Origin of the sequence: Escherichia sp. E.sYA108 (genome assembly GCF_011754335.1) — a bacterium.
In the GTDB taxonomy this organism is placed as follows: domain Bacteria; phylum Pseudomonadota; class Gammaproteobacteria; order Enterobacterales; family Enterobacteriaceae; genus Escherichia; species Escherichia coli.
The window spans coordinates 755,785-775,900 of sequence record NZ_JAAQVZ010000001.1 but is presented as its reverse complement, the minus strand read 5'-3'; the positions used below and the strand labels follow the sequence as shown (position 1 = coordinate 775,900).

Annotated in this window: 23 protein-coding genes; 9 read left to right on the top strand and 14 right to left on the bottom strand. The window is 51.6% G+C overall.

The features are described from left to right. Window positions 1–132: 132 nt before the first annotated feature. Entirely contained in the window at window positions 133–999 is an 867-nt protein-coding gene (yghU, locus tag HBM92_RS03755; RefSeq protein ID WP_001305097.1) for a glutathione-dependent disulfide-bond oxidoreductase, read from the top strand. 141 nt (window positions 1,000–1,140) lie between these two features. On the opposite strand, the gene hybG is transcribed toward yghU, so the two are convergent. The 10 genes from hybG to yghX form a co-directional block, all read right to left on the bottom strand. Continuing rightward, window positions 1,141–1,389: a hydrogenase maturation factor HybG gene (gene hybG, locus HBM92_RS03750; protein WP_000334896.1), complete on the bottom strand. Its 249-nt coding sequence runs from the start codon at window positions 1,387–1,389 to the stop codon at window positions 1,141–1,143. A 12-nt stretch (window positions 1,390–1,401) separates the two neighbouring features. Further along, the gene (gene hypA, locus HBM92_RS03745; RefSeq protein WP_000544952.1) at window positions 1,402–1,743 is read right to left on the bottom strand and encodes a hydrogenase maturation nickel metallochaperone HypA; all 342 of its coding nucleotides are present in this window, start codon (window positions 1,741–1,743) and stop codon (window positions 1,402–1,404) included. Continuing rightward, complete coding sequence (gene hybE, locus HBM92_RS03740) at window positions 1,736–2,224, bottom strand: hydrogenase-2 assembly chaperone (RefSeq protein WP_000134030.1); 489 nt, start codon at window positions 2,222–2,224, stop codon at window positions 1,736–1,738. The genes hypA and hybE overlap by 8 nt, the downstream gene beginning before the upstream one ends. Continuing rightward, window positions 2,217–2,711, bottom strand: a complete 495-nt coding sequence (locus tag HBM92_RS03735; RefSeq protein WP_001221944.1) for a HyaD/HybD family hydrogenase maturation endopeptidase — start codon at window positions 2,709–2,711, stop codon at window positions 2,217–2,219. The genes hybE and HBM92_RS03735 overlap by 8 nt, the downstream gene beginning before the upstream one ends. After that, window positions 2,711–4,414 (bottom strand): hydrogenase 2 large subunit, encoded by a 1,704-nt coding sequence (hybC, locus tag HBM92_RS03730; RefSeq protein WP_000083050.1) that lies wholly within the window; start codon window positions 4,412–4,414, stop codon window positions 2,711–2,713. The genes HBM92_RS03735 and hybC overlap by 1 nt, the downstream gene beginning before the upstream one ends. Then, window positions 4,411–5,589, bottom strand: a complete 1,179-nt coding sequence (gene hybB, locus HBM92_RS03725; protein ID WP_000017687.1) for a Ni/Fe-hydrogenase cytochrome b subunit — start codon at window positions 5,587–5,589, stop codon at window positions 4,411–4,413. Before hybB ends, hybC begins: the two co-directional genes overlap by 4 nt. Next, window positions 5,579–6,565, bottom strand: a complete 987-nt coding sequence (gene hybA / locus HBM92_RS03720; protein WP_001081868.1) for a hydrogenase 2 operon protein HybA — start codon at window positions 6,563–6,565, stop codon at window positions 5,579–5,581. Before hybA ends, hybB begins: the two co-directional genes overlap by 11 nt. A gap of 2 nt (window positions 6,566–6,567) precedes the next feature. Beyond that, entirely contained in the window at window positions 6,568–7,686 is a 1,119-nt protein-coding gene (gene hybO, locus HBM92_RS03715) for a hydrogenase 2 small subunit (protein WP_000145410.1), read from the bottom strand. 188 nt (window positions 7,687–7,874) lie between these two features. Continuing rightward, the gene (yghW, locus tag HBM92_RS03710) at window positions 7,875–8,162 is read right to left on the bottom strand and encodes a DUF2623 family protein YghW (RefSeq protein WP_001059136.1); all 288 of its coding nucleotides are present in this window, start codon (window positions 8,160–8,162) and stop codon (window positions 7,875–7,877) included. A 118-nt stretch (window positions 8,163–8,280) separates the two neighbouring features. Next, window positions 8,281–9,168 (bottom strand): YghX family hydrolase, encoded by an 888-nt coding sequence (gene yghX, locus HBM92_RS03705; protein ID WP_001443212.1) that lies wholly within the window; start codon window positions 9,166–9,168, stop codon window positions 8,281–8,283. A gap of 156 nt (window positions 9,169–9,324) precedes the next feature. Here yghX and gpr point away from each other — a divergent pair, with 156 nt between their 5' ends. After that, window positions 9,325–10,365: an L-glyceraldehyde 3-phosphate reductase gene (gpr, locus tag HBM92_RS03700; protein WP_000262170.1), complete on the top strand. Its 1,041-nt coding sequence runs from the start codon at window positions 9,325–9,327 to the stop codon at window positions 10,363–10,365. Between the two features lie 39 nt (window positions 10,366–10,404). Here the strand turns inward: gpr and HBM92_RS03695 are convergent, their stop codons facing one another. Further along, window positions 10,405–10,899, bottom strand: a complete 495-nt coding sequence (locus HBM92_RS03695; protein ID WP_000439331.1) for a TIGR00645 family protein — start codon at window positions 10,897–10,899, stop codon at window positions 10,405–10,407. Window positions 10,900–11,089: 190 nt separating this feature from the next. Here HBM92_RS03695 and yghA point away from each other — a divergent pair, with 190 nt between their 5' ends. After that, on the top strand, window positions 11,090–11,974 hold the full coding sequence (gene yghA / locus HBM92_RS03690; RefSeq protein ID WP_000018758.1) for an NADP(+)-dependent aldehyde reductase: 885 nt from the start codon (window positions 11,090–11,092) through the stop codon (window positions 11,972–11,974). A gap of 38 nt (window positions 11,975–12,012) precedes the next feature. On the opposite strand, the gene exbD is transcribed toward yghA, so the two are convergent. Both exbD and exbB read right to left on the bottom strand, forming a co-directional pair. After that, window positions 12,013–12,438, bottom strand: coding sequence for a TonB system transport protein ExbD (gene exbD, locus HBM92_RS03685; protein WP_001240712.1), 426 nt, complete (start codon window positions 12,436–12,438; stop codon window positions 12,013–12,015). Between the two features lie 6 nt (window positions 12,439–12,444). Further along, window positions 12,445–13,179 carry a tol-pal system-associated acyl-CoA thioesterase gene (gene exbB / locus HBM92_RS03680; protein WP_000527844.1) on the bottom strand — a complete coding sequence of 245 codons (735 nt, stop codon included), beginning with the start codon at window positions 13,177–13,179 and terminating at the stop codon, window positions 12,445–12,447. 251 nt (window positions 13,180–13,430) lie between these two features. Between exbB and metC the strand changes: the two genes are divergently transcribed. Both metC and yghB read left to right on the top strand, forming a co-directional pair. Further along, a complete protein-coding gene (gene metC, locus HBM92_RS03675; RefSeq protein ID WP_001314161.1) occupies window positions 13,431–14,618 on the top strand; it encodes a cystathionine beta-lyase in 1,188 nt (395 codons plus the stop codon). Between the two features lie 139 nt (window positions 14,619–14,757). Continuing rightward, the gene (yghB, locus tag HBM92_RS03670; RefSeq protein ID WP_000268419.1) at window positions 14,758–15,417 is read left to right on the top strand and encodes a DedA family general envelope maintenance protein YghB; all 660 of its coding nucleotides are present in this window, start codon (window positions 14,758–14,760) and stop codon (window positions 15,415–15,417) included. 39 nt (window positions 15,418–15,456) lie between these two features. Here yghB and yqhC read toward each other — a convergent pair whose 3' ends face one another. After that, window positions 15,457–16,356, bottom strand: coding sequence for a DNA-binding transcriptional regulator YqhC (gene yqhC, locus HBM92_RS03665; RefSeq protein WP_001327190.1), 900 nt, complete (start codon window positions 16,354–16,356; stop codon window positions 15,457–15,459). A 193-nt stretch (window positions 16,357–16,549) separates the two neighbouring features. On the opposite strand from yqhC, the gene yqhD reads away from it, so the two are divergent. From yqhD to yqhH, 4 genes are all read left to right on the top strand, one after another. Beyond that, complete coding sequence (gene yqhD / locus HBM92_RS03660) at window positions 16,550–17,713, top strand: alcohol dehydrogenase (RefSeq protein WP_001058801.1); 1,164 nt, start codon at window positions 16,550–16,552, stop codon at window positions 17,711–17,713. Between the two features lie 104 nt (window positions 17,714–17,817). Next, window positions 17,818–18,645 (top strand): 2,5-didehydrogluconate reductase DkgA, encoded by an 828-nt coding sequence (dkgA, locus tag HBM92_RS03655; RefSeq protein WP_000013157.1) that lies wholly within the window; start codon window positions 17,818–17,820, stop codon window positions 18,643–18,645. Window positions 18,646–18,844: 199 nt separating this feature from the next. Next, the gene (locus tag HBM92_RS03650; protein WP_000691610.1) at window positions 18,845–19,771 is read left to right on the top strand and encodes a YbjP/YqhG family protein; all 927 of its coding nucleotides are present in this window, start codon (window positions 18,845–18,847) and stop codon (window positions 19,769–19,771) included. Between the two features lie 50 nt (window positions 19,772–19,821). Next, entirely contained in the window at window positions 19,822–20,079 is a 258-nt protein-coding gene (gene yqhH / locus HBM92_RS03645) for a lipoprotein YqhH (RefSeq protein ID WP_000848521.1), read from the top strand. Window positions 20,080–20,116: the final 37 nt, after the last annotated feature.

Here is a 20,116-nt window from a genome sequence, read left to right as displayed (position 1 = left end):
TAACCGGACAGAGGTCAGACTAATCATACACCTCATCGCAGCGGCTGGCGCAAAGGGTTAAAAAATTCACATTCTGTACAGCAAGTGACCTGCTACACTGCTTCAACACTACCACTCAGAAGGCAACTCACTATGACAGACAATACTTATCAGCCCGCGAAAGTCTGGACGTGGGATAAATCCGCTGGCGGCGCGTTCGCCAGTATCAATCGCCCGGTTTCTGGTCCGACGCATGAAAAAACGCTGCCGGTGGGCAAACATCCATTGCAACTTTATTCGCTGGGAACGCCGAACGGTCAGAAAGTAACGATTATGCTTGAGGAGCTGCTGGCACTGGGCGTTACTGGTGCAGAGTACGACGCCTGGCTGATTCGCATTGGCGATGGCGATCAATTCTCCAGCGGCTTTGTCGAAGTGAACCCGAATTCGAAGATCCCGGCATTGCGCGATCATACCCATAATCCGCCGATCCGCGTGTTTGAGTCAGGCTCGATTCTGCTTTATCTGGCGGAGAAATTTGGCTACTTCTTGCCGCAGGATCTGGCAAAGCGTACTGAAACGATGAGCTGGCTGTTCTGGTTACAGGGCGCGGCACCGTTCCTCGGCGGTGGTTTTGGTCACTTTTACCATTACGCGCCGGTGAAAATTGAGTACGCCATCAACCGCTTTACTATGGAAGCCAAGCGCCTTCTCGACGTGCTGGATAAGCAACTGGCGCAGCATAAGTTTGTTGCGGGCGATGAGTACACCATTGCGGATATGGCGATTTGGCCATGGTTTGGCAATGTGGTGTTAGGCGGCGTATATGACGCCGCAGAGTTTCTTGATGCGGGCAGTTATAAGCATGTACAACGCTGGGCGAAAGAAGTGGGCGAACGTCCGGCAGTGAAGCGTGGGCGTATTGTTAACCGCATCAACGGACCGCTGAACGAGCAGTTGCATGAGCGCCATGACGCCAGTGATTTCGAGACAAATACGGAAGATAAGCGTCAGGGGTAATGGTTAGCGTTCGTCGCAGCAAGCCATCCAGACCAATGTAGGCCGGATAAGGCGTTCACGCCGCATCCGGCAATCAGGCACAATGCCTGATGCGACGCTGCCGCGTCTTATCAGGCCTACGAAAGCATCCGGCTTTAATCATCACGCGCTGGTAATGTCGTAATCCATTTGGCGCAGTGCGTCTAATGTGGCTTTGGCTTCGTCTTCATCGATAATGCTCATGGCAAATCCGACGTGTACCAGTACCCACTGGCCCAGCAGATCGGCAGGGTTACCTTCACAAATCAGGGCGATATTCACGTCGCGCTTGATACCACATACTTCAACCTGCGCAAGCTGGTGAATATCTTCACCGACAGCCAGCACCTGGCCTGGAACGCCAATACACATTGTTAACTCCGGTTATTCAACTTCAATACTTTTGACGATTAGCGAATCGCCGGTATCGACACGCAACCGCTCGCCATGACAGATCGGACACTGCGCATCGTGCTGATGAATCTCCACCACCTGGCTGCAATCCCAACACCAGGCCTGGGCGGGTTTATAGACGATATGTAAATCGCACCCTTGCGCTACCGTTCCGTGGCAGACAATTTCAAAACTAAAACGGACGGCGCTCTCCTCAACGCAGGAGAGTGCACCAATTTCCAGCCACACGGCGGTGACGCGCTTAACATCGTGCTGCTCCGCCTGCCGTTGGATAATTTCAACGGCGCTCTGGCAAAGCGACAACTCATGCATTTTCGCCACTCCTGCGGCCAAATAGCAGGGCACGACGCCCTGCGTGTGGTACATCCGGATTGGTGACTGGCAGCGAAAGGATCATTCGGGCGCAGTCATCCGTCAGCCGTTGGCCCTCTTCAATCGACATGCTGTGCGAAAGCGGCGACATCAGCGAGCAGGAGAGGTATTGCGAAACACCGTCCAGTTCACCAACAGTAAAGGTCATAGTGCCATACGGCAGTTGCAGACCAATTTTTTCACTCACTTTGCGCAGCGGCCAGAGTTGATCCGGGCCGGGGAAGATAACTGCACTCAGCATCCACGGGGTGATCACACACCCCGTCCACTGACCTTCGAACAGCGTAAAGTCAGAAACATACACCGGCATTGAAGGATGCAGAAAAGAGAGATCATGCATCGAACGCCGGGCAATTTCTTCAAAAGCTACCTGTACTTGCGCCTTCGGGGAGGTCTGGAAACCTGCTATCTCTTCAGTCATGAGTCGCCTCCCGTGGGATAGCTTCCACGCCTGATTCGCGCAGCGCAGCCAGAACCTGCTCAAGCGCAGGTTCAATCATCGATTCGACCGTCGGCGTCAAACCGATGTGCGGCTCCAGTGATTCCGGGATCACGCCGACCAGGGTCAGCTTTTTCGGAAACTCGCCAGTGAAGCGCAGGGCCGACAATACGTCGGCCAGGCCAAGCTGATGCGGAGAGATTTTGTTGGTAAACAACGCCGGAACTTCTTCATCCCGCAGGATCATCATCGTTCCCGGCGCGTTCTTTTTCGAGACAATGGCATCCGCAATAATCAGATGATCGCGATTTGCCATGTCACCAAGCAGCTCCATTCCCGCCGTGCCGCCATCGAGGATCTCAACATAATCCGGCAGAATGTATCGTTGCTCTAACGCTTCAACAATCCGCACACCGATGGCTTCATCGGTCAGCAAAATATTGCCGACCCCTAAGACTAAAATACGCATTACAGAACCTTCACTGAAACCACTTCGTTGCCGTCGGCATCCACTACGTGTACCGCACAGGCCATGCACGGGTCGAAGGAGTGAATGGTACGCACCACTTCCAGCGGTTTATTCGGATCGGCAACCGGTGTACCCACCAGCGACTGCTCGTAAGGACCGACGTCATCATTGAAGTTACGCGGGCCAGAGTTCCAGGTTGATGGAACAACTGCCTGGTAGTTGCTGATGATACCGTCTTTGATCACCATCCAGTGAGAGAGCATACCGCGCGGTGCTTCGAGGAAGCCTACGCCTTTGAACTCACCCGTTGCCGGAATGTTCGGCTTCACAAAGGTGGTGTGATCGCCTTTGCCGATATTGGTGATCAGTGCACTGTATTGATTTTGCAGGATATCCTGCAATTCACAGCAGTGAACGGTACGACCAATAATACGGCCCAGCGTGGAGTGCAGCTGCGCCACTTCCAGCGTGTTGCCAGTCAGTTTCTGATAAATCGCAACGATTTCATTCAGTTTGTTCTGGGTAGACTCGCGTCCTGCCGCCAGTTTCACCAGCATGTTAGCCAGCGGACCCACTTCTACCGTTTTGCCGTAGAAAGTCGGTGATTTCACCCAGGAATATTTACCGTCGTCAGACCAACCATCATAAGCCGGAATGGTGGTACCTTCCCACGGTGCCTGCGGCGCTTCGTCTTTATACCAGGAGTGCTTCGCGCTTTCCTGAATTCCTTTGATCAGGTATTCATCGGAATGAGAAGTGATCGGACGATACGAGGACAGATCCGCATTCTCAATGTAGCCGCCCGGGAACAGGAAGCTGCCATTTTTACTGTCGGTCGGGAATTCCGGCACGCTCAGGTAGTTCACCGCACCTTTACCGCGCGTCAGCCATTCCGGGTAGAACGCAGCGATAACTGCAGTATCAACCTTGTAAACCTGCTCAACAAAGTCGCTCAGCTTGTCGATGAAGGACTTGATGTACATCAGGCGCTCAAGGTTCAGCACACCCAGACCGTCGAGGTTGATCGGGTTCGCGACACCACCTACCGCCAGGTTCTGAATATGCGGCGTTTTACCGCCCAGCAGCGCCACAACGCGGTTAGCGTCACGCTGGCACTCCAGCGCCTGCAGGTAGTGCGCTACCGCAATCAGGTTCACTTCCGGCGGCAGTTTCATTGCCGGGTGACCCCAGTAGCCATTGGCGAAAATACCCAACTGACCGCTGGCAACCAGATCTTTGATCTTGTTCTGAACTTTGGTGAACTCTTCCGGGCTGTTCAGATGCCAGGTCGAAACGCCTTTCAGCATTTCGGAGGCTTTGGCTGGATCAGCTTGCAGTGCAGAAGTGATGTCCACCCAGTCCAGCGCCGAAAGCTGATAGAAATGAACAATATGGTCATGCGTGGTGTGCGCAGCCAGAATGATGTTACGGATGTATTGCGCGTTAACCGGAACGTCGATATTCAGCGCACTTTCTGCCGCACGAACGGAAGACAGCGCGTGAGTGGTAGTACATACGCCACAGATACGTTGCACAATCATCCATGCATCGCGCGGATCGCGGTTTTTCACGATCTCTTCCATGCCGCGCCACATGGTACCGGAAGCCCATGCTTTCGAAACGACGCCATTTTCGATTTCGCAATCGATGCGTAAATGCCCTTCAATACGGGTTACCGGATCAATAGTAATTCTCTGGCTCATGCTTTGCTCGCCTCATGACGATTATGATCGTTTTGTTTTAAAGGAGGAAGTATCGGCAGTAGACGAATGAGTACGATATAAGCGCAAATCTCAATAGCCACAAAACCAATAGAAATCAACAGTTCTTCCCAGGTCGGGAAGTAGGCGTAACCGCCACCCGGGTTGAATGCCACCAGCGAATAGGTCAGACGCCAGGTTGCACAACCTAACAGTGCACTCAGTGCTGACAGGAACAGCATGCGGGAATCATTACGCAACTTCGCCACACGCAGAACCACCAGCGGGAAGAGCATCAGCAGGACTTCAATCCAGAACATCACGGAGTAGAAGTCACCGGCAAACGCTAACGACAGCTTGTCGCGATAGATAAGCTCGCCAAAGCGCAGCACGATGAAAATCGCCAGCAACACACTGATGGTATTGGTCAGCTTAACGAACAGACTCTTTTCATCCGGACCGTTGCCACGCAGACCCGCCTGCACCAACGAACCTTCAAAGATGACAATCGAGAAGCCCATGATGAACGCCGTCAGCAGCGAGAACAGCGGCAACATTTCATAGCTTTGCCACAGCGGATGCACCTTGTAGCCCGCCGAGATCATCAGCGATCCCATTGAAGACTGGTGCATAGTTGGCAGCAGCGCACCAAGCGCGATGATAAAGAACATCACCTTGTTCAGACGTTTGAGTGACAGCTTCCAGCCCAGACGTTCAAACAATGCCGGAGCAAACTCCAGTGCCATCACACCGATGTAGATGGTCATACAGACCGCCGTCTCGAACAGTACCGAGTTCACGTTGAAGTGACCCGGAATGTAGAAGTACGGCAGGTTCCAGTAGCGACCCACGTCGATAGTGATCGACAAGCCACCCAGTGAATAACCAAACAGACTCGCCAACAGCGCCGGACGCACCAGCGGATGGTATTGCCCACGGTTAAAGACGTATACTGCCCACGCCAGCGCCCAGCCGCCACAGGCAAAGCCGGTACCGATCAGCAGGTCAAACGCGATCCACACGCCCCACGGGAAGCCGCCGTTCAGGTCGGAGACAGAGCCCAGACCGAACACCAGACGCTTCACAATCAGGAGCATACAGATGACGATTAACGGTCCAAAAATCATGACCGGTTTACTGATGATTTTGCCGCCCAGCGGTTGTGGATCATGACTCATGATCGTCTCCTCCGTCGTGATGGTCGTTTTTAGTGTTGCGACGAACCAGCACGGTTAAGCCCGCCAGCACAGCCAGTGGTAGCATCATGCCTTTATACAGGGTGTGTTGGACATGTTCGGAACGCGCACCAGTAGAAAGATCGTCCAGTTTCGGCAGGTCGAGATTTTCATAAGGCACACCCGTCAGTACCAGAACCTGAGTACCGCCGCCCTCTTTCTCGCCGTACAGATGCGGATAATATTTCGGCACCGTATGCAGGTAAGTGTCGCCAGATTTCAGCGTCTGACGCGGATAGTGGTATTCGCTGCCCGGCTTCAGCGCCAGACGTTTTTTCGCCTCCGCCATCAGCTCTTCACGCGTACCAAAAATCACCGCGCCCGCCGGGCACACTTCTACACAGCCAGGCAGACCGCCTTTATCGAGACGTTCCACACCTTTCTGGTTGCACAACTCGCACTTATGCAGCGCACCAAACGGGTTGTTGTAGTCGTACTTCGGCACGTTGTATGGGCAGGCGACCATGCAGTAACGGCAGCCGGTGCACACATCTTTGTCGTAATGGACAATGCCGGTTTTCGGATCTTTTTTCAGTGCAGAGACCGGGCACACAGAGACACAGTTCGGATCGACGCAGTGCATACACTGTTTCTTAATGTACGCGTAGCCATTCTCCTCCTGGTCTTTGTTGACCCCTGTGCCGCTGGTCCACACCTGAATGATGTTATTGGTATACGGCGACAGTTTGTCGTTGTTCGACCAGGTCTGTTCCCCTTGCGGGTTACGTTCAGGGAAGTTGATATCCTGACACTTGGTGACGCAAGCCTGGCAGCCTACGCACAAGGTCGAGTCGTACAACATCCCCAGCGATCCCGGAATTGGCGGGCGGTTTTCAGCAGCCGCATGACTGACAGACGGCAGCGCGCCCGTCAGCAATGCCCCGCAGGAGGCTGCTTTAATAAAATTACGTCTGTTCACGGTTATTCTCCCCGTGAGTCAGCGTTATCTTTCTTTTGCTGACGACCCAGTTCACGCACCGCCATCACGCTGACACCGGCAACCAGCCCAACCACACCGCCGAGCAAACCAATAGCGCCTGCCGAGACGTTGCCGCCTTCTTTAGCGTTAACGTCCGGTTTCTGTGAACGCGGAGTCTGGTTTTCGACGTTGGCAAGCTGATGGATGCCTTTATGGAAGCCGATACCTTCTTCGTTACAGCCATAGCACGGGTGACCAATCGCTACCGGCCACACGCCGCCAACATCGCAGAATTGCAGCGTTGAGCAGTTGCCGTAAGTTTCTGGCCCTTTACAGCCGAGGTGGTACAGGCACCAGCCTTCGCGGTGACCTTCATCACCGAACTCTTTGGCAAAACGACCAGCATCGAAGTGCGGGCGACGTTCACAGTGTTCGTGAATCAGACGACCATAGGCGAAAGTCGGACGGTTTTTGTCATCCAGTTTCGGCGGTTTGCCGTAAGTGATGATGTGCGCAACGGTCGCGAGGAAGTTGTGCGGGTTCGGCGGGCAGCCAGGAATATTGATAACGGTTTTGCCCGGTAGAACTTCTTGCAGGCTGACTGCGCCAGTTGGGTTAACTCCAGCTGCGGCAACACCGCCCCACGCAGAGCAGGAACCGATAGCGATAATGGCTGCTGCGCCTTCCGCCGCTTTGCGGATGTGATCCACAATCGGCTCACCGGCAACCATGCAATAAATACCGTTATCTTTTAATGGGATGGAACCATCCACCACTAACACATACTGCCCTTTGTACTTCTCGAGAGCGTTATGTTTGTTCTCTTCGACCTGATGACCGAAGGCGGCGGAAAGCACTTCGTGATACTCCAGAGAGATAGTCTCCAGCACGAGGTTTTCTACCGTTGGATGCGTTGCACGAAGCAGAGATTCCGTACAACCGGTGCACTCCTGCGCGCCAATCCAGATAACTGGCGGACGCTGCGGGTTAGTAACCGATTCGGCCATCTCTGCAGCGGCTTTGCTACTTAACCCCATGGTGGCGGCTAATGCTGCACAAAGCTTCATGAAATCACGACGGTTAATGCCGTGAGAATGGATGAGGGTGTTATCTCCAGTCATTTATAGTTATTCCGTTGCGAAGACCTGGCATATATTTTGCCTCAATCGCAAAATCAATAATGCGATCGATGCGCCATTTACCACACATTTATTATGGTTATCGATATCATGATACTGCGGCGGGGCACTAAAACGAAGGGAAGAAGCATTAGTGTAATTAATTAAAGCAAGATAATACGTATGTTTGATCAATTTTCTAGGCGATAACCGGCCATAAAAAAGCGCAACGTAGAACAGGAATTATTCTCACGAAAGAAATCCATTACCATCTCTTTATCCAGTCCATAACGGCGCGTCAGAATACCCGCTTCCCAGGCGCTAAGCTGGCGATCTCCGGTCTTTTCGTACATCCGGTGTGAGTAGCCTAATACAAAACCGCGTTTATAATCGGCACAGAATTTTGTCACATTAACCGCACTGTCGGCATGCGTTGCTTTTAATCCCGCCATTAAGCCTTTACCAAAATGGTTATTCATCGTTCACCTCATTCGCTATATATTGTCATATATAGCGATATTTTAGGCAAAGAACGACATTTGCGCACGCTATTTTTTCATGCTTGTTTAAGACGTAATCCTGTAAGAGATAAACCCATCAGGAGAGATATTTATCGAACCATTTCAGCGTCCTTTGCCAGGCAAGATCGGCGGCAGATTTGTCATAACGGGGCGTGGAATCATTATGGAATCCGTGATTAACCCCCGGATATATATACGCCTCATAGACCTTATTATTGGCTTTCAACGCCGCCTCGTAAGCGGGCCAGCCCTCGTTGATTCGGCTATCCAGTTCAGCGTAGTGGAGCAGTAAAGGCGCTTCAATCTTCGCCACATCGGCAGTGGGTGCCTGACGCCCATAAAACGGCACCGCGCAGGCCAGTTCCGGATACGCGACTGCTGCCGCGTTCGATACGCCCCCGCCATAGCAAAATCCGCTAATATACACTTTGCCTGTCGCTTGCGGATAGCGTTGCATAAACTCAATTGCGGCAAAGAAATCATTCATCAGTTTGGTTGGATCAACCTGCTGTTGCAGTTCGCGGCCTTTATCATCGTTACCAGGATAGCCACCTACTGAGCTTAAACCGTCTGGCGCCAGGGCGATGTACCCTTCCTTCGCCACTCGCCGCGTCACATCTTCGATATACGGATTCAGCCCTCGATTCTCATGCACCACTACCACGGCTGGCGTTTTACCGCTCATTTTTGCGGGCTTCACCAGATAACCCCGTACCTCGCCGTGACCATTTGGCGAGGGATACGTGATGTACTCTGCAACAATTTCCGGGTCGGTAAACTCTACCTGAGTCGCCAGCGCATAATTTGGCTTGAGCAAATCAAACAGCGCTAATGCCGTCATCCCGCCCACCGCATACTTCGCCGCAAGGTTGAGGAACTCACGTTTCGAGATTTTCCCGTGAGCGTAATAGTCGTAGTAATCCAGCAACTCTTGTGGGAAAGCTTTGGCAGTTAAACGCGGCATCGTTGCACTCCTCAACTGGTGTTTTTTTAAGCAAAGCATAAGCGCGTGTTTTTGCCCAGTTTTTCGTCACTCTGTGAGCCAGACTACGGGATACGCGCAGGCGAATCGCTAAACTAGAAACATTGTTTCGAAATTGAACGGTGGAAAGGAGAGGTCATGGTCTGGTTAGCGAATCCCGAACGTTACGGGCAGATGCAGTACCGCTATTGCGGAAAAAGTGGTTTACGCCTACCCGCGTTATCGCTCGGTTTATGGCACAATTTCGGTCACGTTAACGCGCTGGAATCACAGCGTGCGATCCTGCGTAAAGCGTTTGATTTAGGCATTACGCACTTTGATTTAGCCAACAATTACGGGCCGCCTCCAGGAAGCGCAGAAGAGAACTTTGGTCGCCTGCTGCGCGAGGATTTTGCCGCTTATCGCGATGAACTGATTATCTCTACCAAAGCCGGATACGATATGTGGCCCGGCCCATATGGCTCTGGCGGCTCACGTAAATACCTGCTCGCCAGCCTCGACCAAAGCCTGAAGCGTATGGGGCTTGAGTATGTCGATATCTTTTACTCTCATCGCGTCGATGAAAATACGCCGATGGAAGAAACCGCCTCTGCGCTGGCTCATGCGGTACAAAGCGGTAAGGCGCTGTATGTCGGGATCTCCTCTTACTCGCCAGAGCGGACGCAAAAAATGGTCGAGTTGCTGCGCGAGTGGAAAATTCCGCTGTTAATTCATCAACCTTCGTACAATTTACTGAACCGCTGGGTGGATAAAAGCGGCCTGCTGGATACCCTGCAAAATAACGGCGTGGGCTGCATTGCCTTTACTCCACTGGCTCAGGGATTGCTGACCGGAAAATATCTCAACGGTATTCCGCAAGATTCACGGATGCATCGTGAAGGGAATAAAGTTCGTGGTCTGACGCCGAAAATGCTCACCGAAGCCAACCTCAACAGCCTGCGCTTATTGCATGAAATGGCACAGCAGCGTGGACAATCAATGGCGCAAATGGCGTTAAGCTGGTTGCTGAAAGATGAGCGAGTGACGTCGGTATTGATTGGTGCCAGCCGCGCGGAGCAACTTGAGGAGAACGTGCAGGCGCTGAATAATCTGACATTTAGCACCGAGGAGCTGGCGCAGATTGATCAGCATATCGCCGATGGAGAGCTGAATCTGTGGCAGGCGTCTTCCGATAAATGACCTGTTAATAACGGGCGCGAGAACCGCGCCCGAATCAGATCAGTGATTATGACGAGTCAGTCGGTCAAGATAGCCCATCACAAATGCAGAGAGCACAAACGTCAGATGGATAATGACGTACCACATCAGTTTGTTATCAGGGACATTTTTCGCATCCATAAAGACGCGCAGTAAGTGAATGGAAGAAATTGCCACAATCGACGCTGCTACTTTGTTTTTCAGCGACGTTGCGTCCATTTTCCCCAGCCAGTTCAGCTTCTCTTTGTTCTCAGAGATATCGAGTTGTGAGACGAAATTCTCGTAACCGGAAAACATCACCATCACCAGCAAACCGCCAACCAGCGTCATATCCACCAGCGACAGCAACACGAGGATCAAATCTGATTCCGCCATCGAGAAGATATTCGGCAGTACGTGAATAATCTCCTGGAAGAACTTCAGCGCCAGGGCAACTAACGCCAGCGAAAGGCCAAAGTACACGGGGGCAAGCAGCCAGCGAGAAGCATACATTGCATTTTCAAGAAAACGTTCCATACATTCCTGTCGTGTAGTTAAAACGGGCAACAGTATATCGCAATTAAGTAAACAGCACGCAACAGCAAATCAACATATACGTTAAACCTTTGTCGCATAATTCTGAGGGTTAGGGATCTTCCTGGTTCCCTTATCAACGCATCGAGAGCGTCTACCCTTAAAGGACGTTGAACCTGAAGGGAGAAAAACGATGTCTCATTTAAAAGACCCGACCACGCAGTATTACACTGGTGAATATCCCAAACAGAAACAACCGACGCCAGGCATCCAGGCGAAGATGACACCGGTACCGGATTGCGGCGAGAAAACCTATGTTGGTAGCGGTCGCCTGAAAGATCGTAAAGCACTGGTGACAGGGGGCGATTCCGGAATCGGTCGCGCTGCCGCCATTGCTTACGCGCGTGAAGGGGCTGACGTGGCGATCAGTTATCTTCCCGTGGAAGAAGAAGACGCTCAGGATGTGAAAAAGATCATTGAAGAATGCGGACGCAAAGCCGTTCTGCTGCCAGGCGATTTAAGCGATGAGAAATTCGCCCGTTCGCTGGTTCACGAAGCACACAAGGCGTTAGGCGGGCTGGATATTATGGCGCTGGTAGCCGGGAAACAGGTTGCCATTCCTGATATTGCAGACCTCACCAGCGAACAGTTTCAAAAGACCTTTGCCATTAACGTTTTCGCGTTGTTCTGGCTAACCCAGGAAGCGATCCCCCTGCTACCGAAAGGTGCAAGTATCATCACCACTTCCTCAATCCAGGCATACCAGCCAAGCCCGCATTTACTGGACTATGCGGCTACGAAGGCGGCAATTCTGAACTACAGCCGTGGCCTGGCAAAACAGGTCGCGGAGAAAGGTATTCGGGTGAATATTGTCGCGCCAGGCCCGATCTGGACAGCACTGCAAATTTCTGGCGGACAAACGCAGGATAAGATCCCGCAGTTTGGTCAGAAAACGCCGATGAAGCGTGCGGGGCAACCGGCGGAGCTGGCCCCTGTATATGTTTACCTGGCAAGTCAGGAGTCGAGCTACGTCACCGCAGAAGTGCACGGTGTCTGCGGCGGCGAGCATTTAGGTTAAAAAAATGCCCGGTTGTGAAAAGCAACCGGGCATCATTTTTATTTCGCTTTCGCAGTTTCTTCGCCGACCAGACCTATTTTCAGGTAACCCGCCTGATGCAGCGTATCCATTACCTTCATCAACGTCTCGTAATCGACAGTTTTATCCGCACGGAAGAAGATGGTGGTGTCTTTCTTGCCTTCGGTTAACGCATTCAACGCCGTAATCATTGTTTCATCGGTGACCGGATCGTTACCAATAAACATCGAGTTGTCTGCTTTCACCGACAGATAAACCGGTTTTTCCGGGCGCGGCTGCGGCGTGCTGGTAGAAGCAGGCAAATTCACCTTCACATCTACCGTCGCTAACGGTGCCGCCACCATAAAGATAATCAGCAAAACCAACATCACGTCGATAAACGGCGTCACGTTGATATCATGCATTTCGCCGTTATCGTCGAGGTTTTCGTTAAGATGCATCGCCATCGGACATTATCCTGCACGTAATTTTTGTGCGACACGAACCGGATGCGCAGCGGCGCTGGCTTCCAGATCCAGGTCACGGCTTTGCAGCAACAATACCTGCGCTGCAACATCACCCAGCATCGCTTTAAAGCCGCCAATCTGGCGTGCAAATACGTTATAGATAACGACCGCAGGAATCGCTGCCACGAGGCCGATTGCCGTTGCTAACAGAGCTTCTGCAATACCCGGCGCAACGACTGCCAGGTTAGTGGTCTGCGTTTGCGCGATACCAATAAAGCTGTTCATGATGCCCCAGACCGTACCAAACAGACCAACGAACGGCGAAATCGCGCCGATGGTTGCCAGATAGCCGTTACCACGGCCCATTTGACGACCTACTGCGGCGACCCGACGCTCCAGACGGAAGCTGGTACGTTCTTTAATACCTTCGTTATCGTCGCTGCCTTCTGACAGTTCCAGCTCATTCTGCGCTTCATTGAGCAAATGCAGGCTCAAGCTTTTGCTACCAAAATCAGCGGCGATATCGTTGGCCTGGTTTAAGGAACGCGCTTCAGCCAGCAGTTGCTGCTCGCGCTTAAGACGACGCTTCTGATTGAAGAACTCCACGCTCTTACTGAAGAAGATTGCCCAGGTGACTACGGAGGCCAAAATAAGCCCAATCATCACGCACTTAACGACAATATCGGCGTGCTGATACATACCCCAGACGGAGAGGTCCGTCTGCATTAAATTATTACCCACTGTGTATCTCCAGGACGCAAGTCACAAAATCTGTGCATAATAATATCAAAACGACGTCGAATTGATAGTCGTTCTCATTACTATTTGCATACTGCCGTACCTTTGCTTTCTTTTCCTTGCGTTTACGCAGTAAAAAAGTAACCAGCACGCCATTTGCGAAAATTTTCTGCTTTATGCCAATTCTTCAGGATGCGCCCGCGAATATTCATGCTAGTTTAGACATCCAGACGTATAAAAACAGGAATCCCGACATGGCGGACAAAAAGCTTGATACTCAACTGGTGAATGCAGGACGCAGCAAAAAATACACGCTCGGTGCGGTAAATAGCGTGATTCAGCGCGCGTCTTCGCTGGTCTTTGACAGTGTAGAAGCCAAAAAACACGCGACACGTAATCGCGCCAATGGCGAGTTGTTCTATGGACGGCGTGGAACGTTAACCCATTTCTCCTTACAACAAGCGATGTGTGAACTGGAAGGTGGCGCAGGCTGTGTGCTATTTCCCTGCGGGGCGGCAGCGGTTGCTAATTCCATTCTTGCTTTTGTCGAACAGGGCGATCATGTGTTGATGACCAACACCGCCTATGAACCGAGTCAGGATTTCTGTAGCAAAATCCTCAGCAAACTGGGCGTAACGACATCGTGGTTTGATCCGCTGATTGGTGCCGATATCGTTAAGCATCTGCAGCCAAACACTAAAATCGTGTTTCTGGAATCGCCAGGTTCCATCACCATGGAAGTCCACGATGTTCCGGCGATTGTTGCCGCCGTACGCAGTGTGGTCCCGGATGCCATCATTATGATCGACAACACCTGGGCAGCCGGTGTGCTGTTTAAGGCGCTGGATTTTGGCATCGATGTTTCTATTCAGGCCGCCACCAAATATCTGGTTGGGCATTCAGATGCGATGATTGGCACTGCGGTGTGCAATGCCCGTTGCTGGGAGCAGCTGCGAGAGAATGCCTATCTGATGGGCCAGATGGTCGATGCCGATACCGCCTATATAACCAGCCGTGGCCTGCGCACATTAGGTGTGCGTTTGCGCCAACATCATGAAAGCAGTCTGAAAGTGGCTGAATGGCTGGCAGAACATCCCCAAGTAGCGCGAGTTAACCACCCTGCTCTGCCTGGCAGTAAAGGCCACGAATTCTGGAAACGAGACTTTACAGGCAGCAGCGGGCTATTTTCCTTTGTGCTTAAGAAAAAACTCAATGATGAAGAGCTGGCGAACTATCTGGATAACTTCAGTTTATTCAGCATGGCCTACTCGTGGGGCGGGTATGAATCGTTGATCCTGGCAAATCAACCAGAACATATCGCCGCCATTCGCCCACAAGGCAAGATCGATTTTAGCGGGACCTTGATTCGCCTGCATATTGGTCTGGAAGATGTCGACGATCTGATTGCCGATCTGGACGCCGGTTTTGCGCGAATTGTATAACATTGCCACTTTTGGACAATTTTGCAGACATTTTATTGTGAAAAGTCTTAAATTGTTGCGTCCGGGATCAAGGCGTCCCGGACGATTCAGGAGTACAATAGGCAGATAAAGGCTTAAACGCTGTTCCACAGGAAAGTCCATGGCTGTTATTCAAGATATCATCGCTGCGCTCTGGCAACACGACTTTGCCGCGCTGGCGGACCCTCATATTGTTAGCGTTGTTTACTTTGTTATGTTTGCCACGCTGTTTTTAGAAAACGGCTTGCTGCCCGCCTCATTTTTGCCAGGCGACAGCTTGTTGATACTGGCAGGCGCATTGATTGCCCAGGGGGTTATGGATTTTCTGCCTACGATTGCGATTCTGACCGCCGCAGCAAGTCTGGGCTGCTGGCTAAGTTATATTCAGGGGCGCTGGTTAGGGAATACCAAAACGGTGAAAGGCTGGCTGGCACAGCTTCCTGCTAAATATCACCAGCGCGCCACCTGCATGTTTGACCGCCACGGTCTGCTGGCGCTGCTGGCTGGACGTTTTCTTGCATTTGTCCGTACGCTGCTGCCAACCATGGCGGGAATTTCCGGTCTGCCAAACCGCCGCTTCCAGTTTTTCAACTGGTTAAGCGGATTGCTGTGGGTCAGCGTGGTAACCAGTTTCGGCTATGCCTTAAGTATGATTCCGTTCGTTAAACGACATGAAGATCAGGTAATGACGTTCCTGATGATCCTGCCAATTGCCTTGTTAACCGCTGGCTTGTTGGGCACGCTGTTTGTGGTGATTAAAAAAAAATACTGTAACGCCTGACGATTTTCCCCGTTCCCGGTTGCTGTACCGGGAACGTATTTAATTCCCCTGCATCGCCCGCATTCTTGCCGCATCTTCCCCCGGCGTCACACCGAAGTAACGTTTAAACTCACGGCTAAATTGCGATGCGCTTTCATAGCCGACGCGCATCGCCGCCGCGCTGGCCTTCATGCCGTCGTGGATGATCATCATCCGCGCCTTATGCAGACGGTAATTCTTCAAATACTGCAACGGCGAGGTGCTGGTGACAGACTTAAAATTATGGTGGAACGCCGATACGCTCATGTTGGCTTCTGCCGCCAGTTGCTCGACGCTCAGGTTTTCGGTGTATTTATTCTCAATCCGTTTCAGCACGCGACTAATCAGGCTGAAGTGAGTCTGGCGGCTGACCAGTGCCAGTAACGCGCCGCCGCAAGGTCCGGTCAGCACGTAGTACAGAATTTCGCGGATGATCTGTTTGCCGAGAATACGCGCATCCAGCGGTCGCTCCATCACGTCGAGTAACCGCTCCGCCACGCATAAAATCTCTTCTGATAACGTGGCAGAGTTAATCCCGCTGGCTGCCATCGACGGCTGGAAATGCTCATCTTCGCCAATTTCCATCAACAGTTCCTGTAACTGCAAAATATCGACATTGAGACGCAACCCTGCCAGCGGCACCTCTGACGTGGCATAGGTTTCGCACTCAAACGGCAACGGCACCGTCAGCAGCAGGTATTCATTGGCATCATAACGAAACACGCGTTCATTGATATAACCGATTTTATGCCCGGAAAAGAGAATTATGATGCCAGGCTCGTACATCACCGGTGTGCGTGCGAAAGGCGTCTCGCCATACAACAAACGCACATCGGGCAACAGCTCTGACAAACTATTTTCTTTATTTTTCAGTTTATTAACTTTATCCGCCAGCAAGCGGCAAATCTCTTCACGTTTCATATCGCGTAATTTCTTAGGAATAATGCGGCAATTTGATTGTGCGCAATTTTGTAGCATTTCTCCAGCACTCTGGAGAAATAGGCAAGACATTGGCAGAAATGAGCATTGAGAGGTACGGCGCTGGCGACCACAATGAAAAACATCAGGCAGACCGATCTCTGCCCTCATATTGACCCAGCAAAGGGAGCAAGTAATGAACAACTTTAATCTGCACACCCCAACCCGCATTCTGTTTGGTAAAGGCGCAATCGCTGGTTTACGCGAACAAATTCCTCACGATGCTCGCGTATTGATTACCTACGGCGGCGGCAGCGTGAAAAAAACCGGCGTTCTCGATCAAGTTCTGGATGCCCTGAAAGGCATGGACGTACTGGAATTTGGCGGTATTGAACCAAACCCGGCTTATGAAACGCTGATGAACGCCGTGAAACTGGTTCGCGAACAGAAAGTGACGTTCCTGCTGGCGGTTGGCGGCGGTTCTGTACTGGACGGCACCAAATTTATCGCCGCAGCGGCTAACTATCCGGAAAATATCGATCCGTGGCACATTCTGCAAACGGGCGGTAAAGAGATTAAAAGCGCCATCCCGATGGGCTGTGTGCTGACGCTGCCAGCAACCGGTTCAGAATCCAACGCAGGCGCGGTGATCTCCCGTAAAACCACAGGCGACAAGCAGGCGTTCCATTCTGCCCATGTTCAGCCCGTATTTGCCGTGCTCGATCCGGTTTATACCTACACCCTGCCGCCGCGTCAGGTGGCTAACGGCGTAGTGGACGCCTTTGTACACACCGTGGAACAGTATGTTACCAAACCGGTTGATGCCAAAATTCAGGACCGTTTCGCAGAAGGCATTTTGCTGACGCTGATCGAAGATGGTCCGAAAGCCCTGAAAGAGCCAGAAAACTACGATGTGCGCGCCAACGTCATGTGGGCGGCGACTCAGGCGCTGAACGGTTTGATCGGCGCTGGCGTACCGCAGGACTGGGCAACGCATATGCTGGGCCACGAACTGACTGCGATGCACGGTCTGGATCACGCGCAAACACTGGCTATCGTCCTGCCTGCACTGTGGAATGAAAAACGCGATACCAAGCGCGCTAAGCTGCTGCAATATGCTGAACGCGTCTGGAACATCACTGAAGGTTCAGACGATGAGCGTATTGACGCCGCGATTGCCGCAACCCGCAATTTCTTTGAGCAATTAGGCGTGCTGACCCACCTCTCCGACTACGGTCTGGACGGCAGCTCCATCCCGGCTTTGCTGAAAAAACTGGAAGAGCACGGCATGACCCAACTGGGCGAAAATCATGACATTACGCTGGATGTCAGCCGCCGTATATACGAAGCCGCCCGCTAAGCTTTTTACGCCTCAAACTTTCGTTTTCGGGCATTTCGTCCAGACTTAAGTTCACAACACCTCACCGGAGCCTGCTCCGGTGAGTTCATATAAAGGAGGAACGTATGGCTAATCCAACCGTTATTAAGCTACAGGATGGCAATGTCATGCCCCAGCTGGGACTGGGCGTCTGGCAAGCAAGTAATGAGGAAGTAATCACCGCCATTCAAAAAGCGTTAGAAGTGGGTTATCGCTCGATTGATACCGCCGCGGCCTACAAGAACGAAGAAGGTGTCGGCAAAGCCCTGAAAAATGCCTCAGTCAACAGAGAAGAACTGTTCATCACCACTAAGCTGTGGAACGACGACCACAAGCGCCCCCGCGAAGCCCTGCTCGACAGCCTGAAAAAACTCCAGCTTGATTATATCGACCTCTATTTAATGCACTGGCCCGTTCCCGCTATCGACCATTATGTCAAAGCATGGAAAGGCATGATCGAATTGCAAAAAGAGGGATTAATCAAAAGCATCGGCGTGTGCAACTTCCAGATCCATCACCTGCAACGCCTGATTGATGAAACTGGCGTGACGCCTGTGATAAACCAGATCGAACTTCACCCGCTGATGCAACAACGCCAGCTACATGCCTGGAACGCGACACACAAAATCCAGACCGAATCCTGGAGCCCATTAGCGCAAGGAGGGAAAGGCGTTTTCGATCAGAAAGTCATTCGCGATCTGGCAGATAAATACGGCAAAACCCCTGCGCAGATTGTTATCCGCTGGCATCTGGATAGCGGCCTGGTGGTGATCCCAAAATCGGTCACACCTTCACGCATTGTCGAAAACTTTGATGTCTGGGATTTCCGTCTCGACAAAGACGAACTTGGCGAAATTGCAAAACTCGATCAGGGCAAGCGTCTCGGTCCCGATCCTGACCAGTTCGGCGGCTAACGTGCAAATTCTCCCGGTGGCGGTAATGTTCCGCTACCGGACTTTTCAGAAATCATTTATTCCCCTCGCGTCCCGCCCGTTGCTACTCTTCCTTGTTCAGGAATGCCAAATATAAGGACATCATCATGCAGAGCCGGAAGCTCTTAAAAGAACAACTCATCTATATCCGGGATAAACGCAACGGAGAGGTGAAAAACAGATGAAAATAATACTTCTGTTTTTAGCAGCCCTGGCAAGTTTTACCGTACACGCACAGCCCCCCTCACAGACCGTAGAACAAACAGTCCGGCATATTTATCAGAACTATAAATCAGATGCCACTGCCCCTTATTTTGGTGAAACCGGAGAGCGAGCGATAACTTCTGCGCGTATTCAACAGGCGCTTACCCTGAACGACAATCTTACGCTGCCGGGCAATATTGGCTGGCTGGATTATGATCCGGTTTGTGATTGTCAGGATTTTGGCGATCTGGTGTTAGAAAGCGTAGCGATAACCCAAACTGACGCCGATCATGCCGATGCCATTGTGCGCTTTCGTATCTTTCAAGACGATAAAGAAAAGACCTCGCAGACACTGAAAATGGTGGCGGAAAATGGTCGTTGGGTCATTGACGATATTGTCAGCAATCATGGCAGCGTCTTACAAGCGGTTAATAGCGAGAATGAAAAAACACTGGCCGCTATAGCTTCGTTGCAAAAAGAACAGCCGGAAGCCTTTGTTGCCGAACTCTTTGAACATATTGCTGATTATAGCTGGCCGTGGACGTGGGTGGTTTCCGACTCTTACCGCCAGGCGGTCAATGCCTTCTATAAAACCACCTTCAAGACGGCCAACAATCCCGATGAAGATATGCCAATAGAACGGCAATTTATTTACGACAATCCGATCTGTTTTGGCGAAGAGTCGTTATTTTCACGCGTTGATGAAATTCGAGTCCTGGAGAAAACCACCGATTCCGCCCGCATTCATGTTCGCTTTACGCTGACCAATGGCAACAACGAAGAGCAAGAACTGATTTTACAGCGGCGCGAAGGTAAGTGGGAAATCGCTGATTTTATCCGCCCGAACAGCGGCAGCCTACTTAAGCAGATTGAGGCAAAAACCGCCGCCAGATTAAAACAATGAGCTGAATTAAATAACAATTAGCCGGAACAATAAATAAAAGGGAACACTATATGAAAACGATTTTCACCGTGGGAGCTGTTGTTCTGGCAACCTGCTTGCTCAGTGGCTGCGTCAATGAGCAAAAGATCAATCAGCTGGCGAGCAATGTGCAAACATTAAATGCCAAAATCGCCCGGCTTGAGCAGGATATGAAAGCATTACGCCCACAAATCTATGCTGCCAAATCCGAAGCTAACAGAGCCAATACGCGTCTTGATGCACAGGACTATTTCGACTGCCTGCGCTGCTTGCGTATGTACGCAGAATGATAAAAAAATCCCCGGCAGCATTCTGTTACCGGGGATA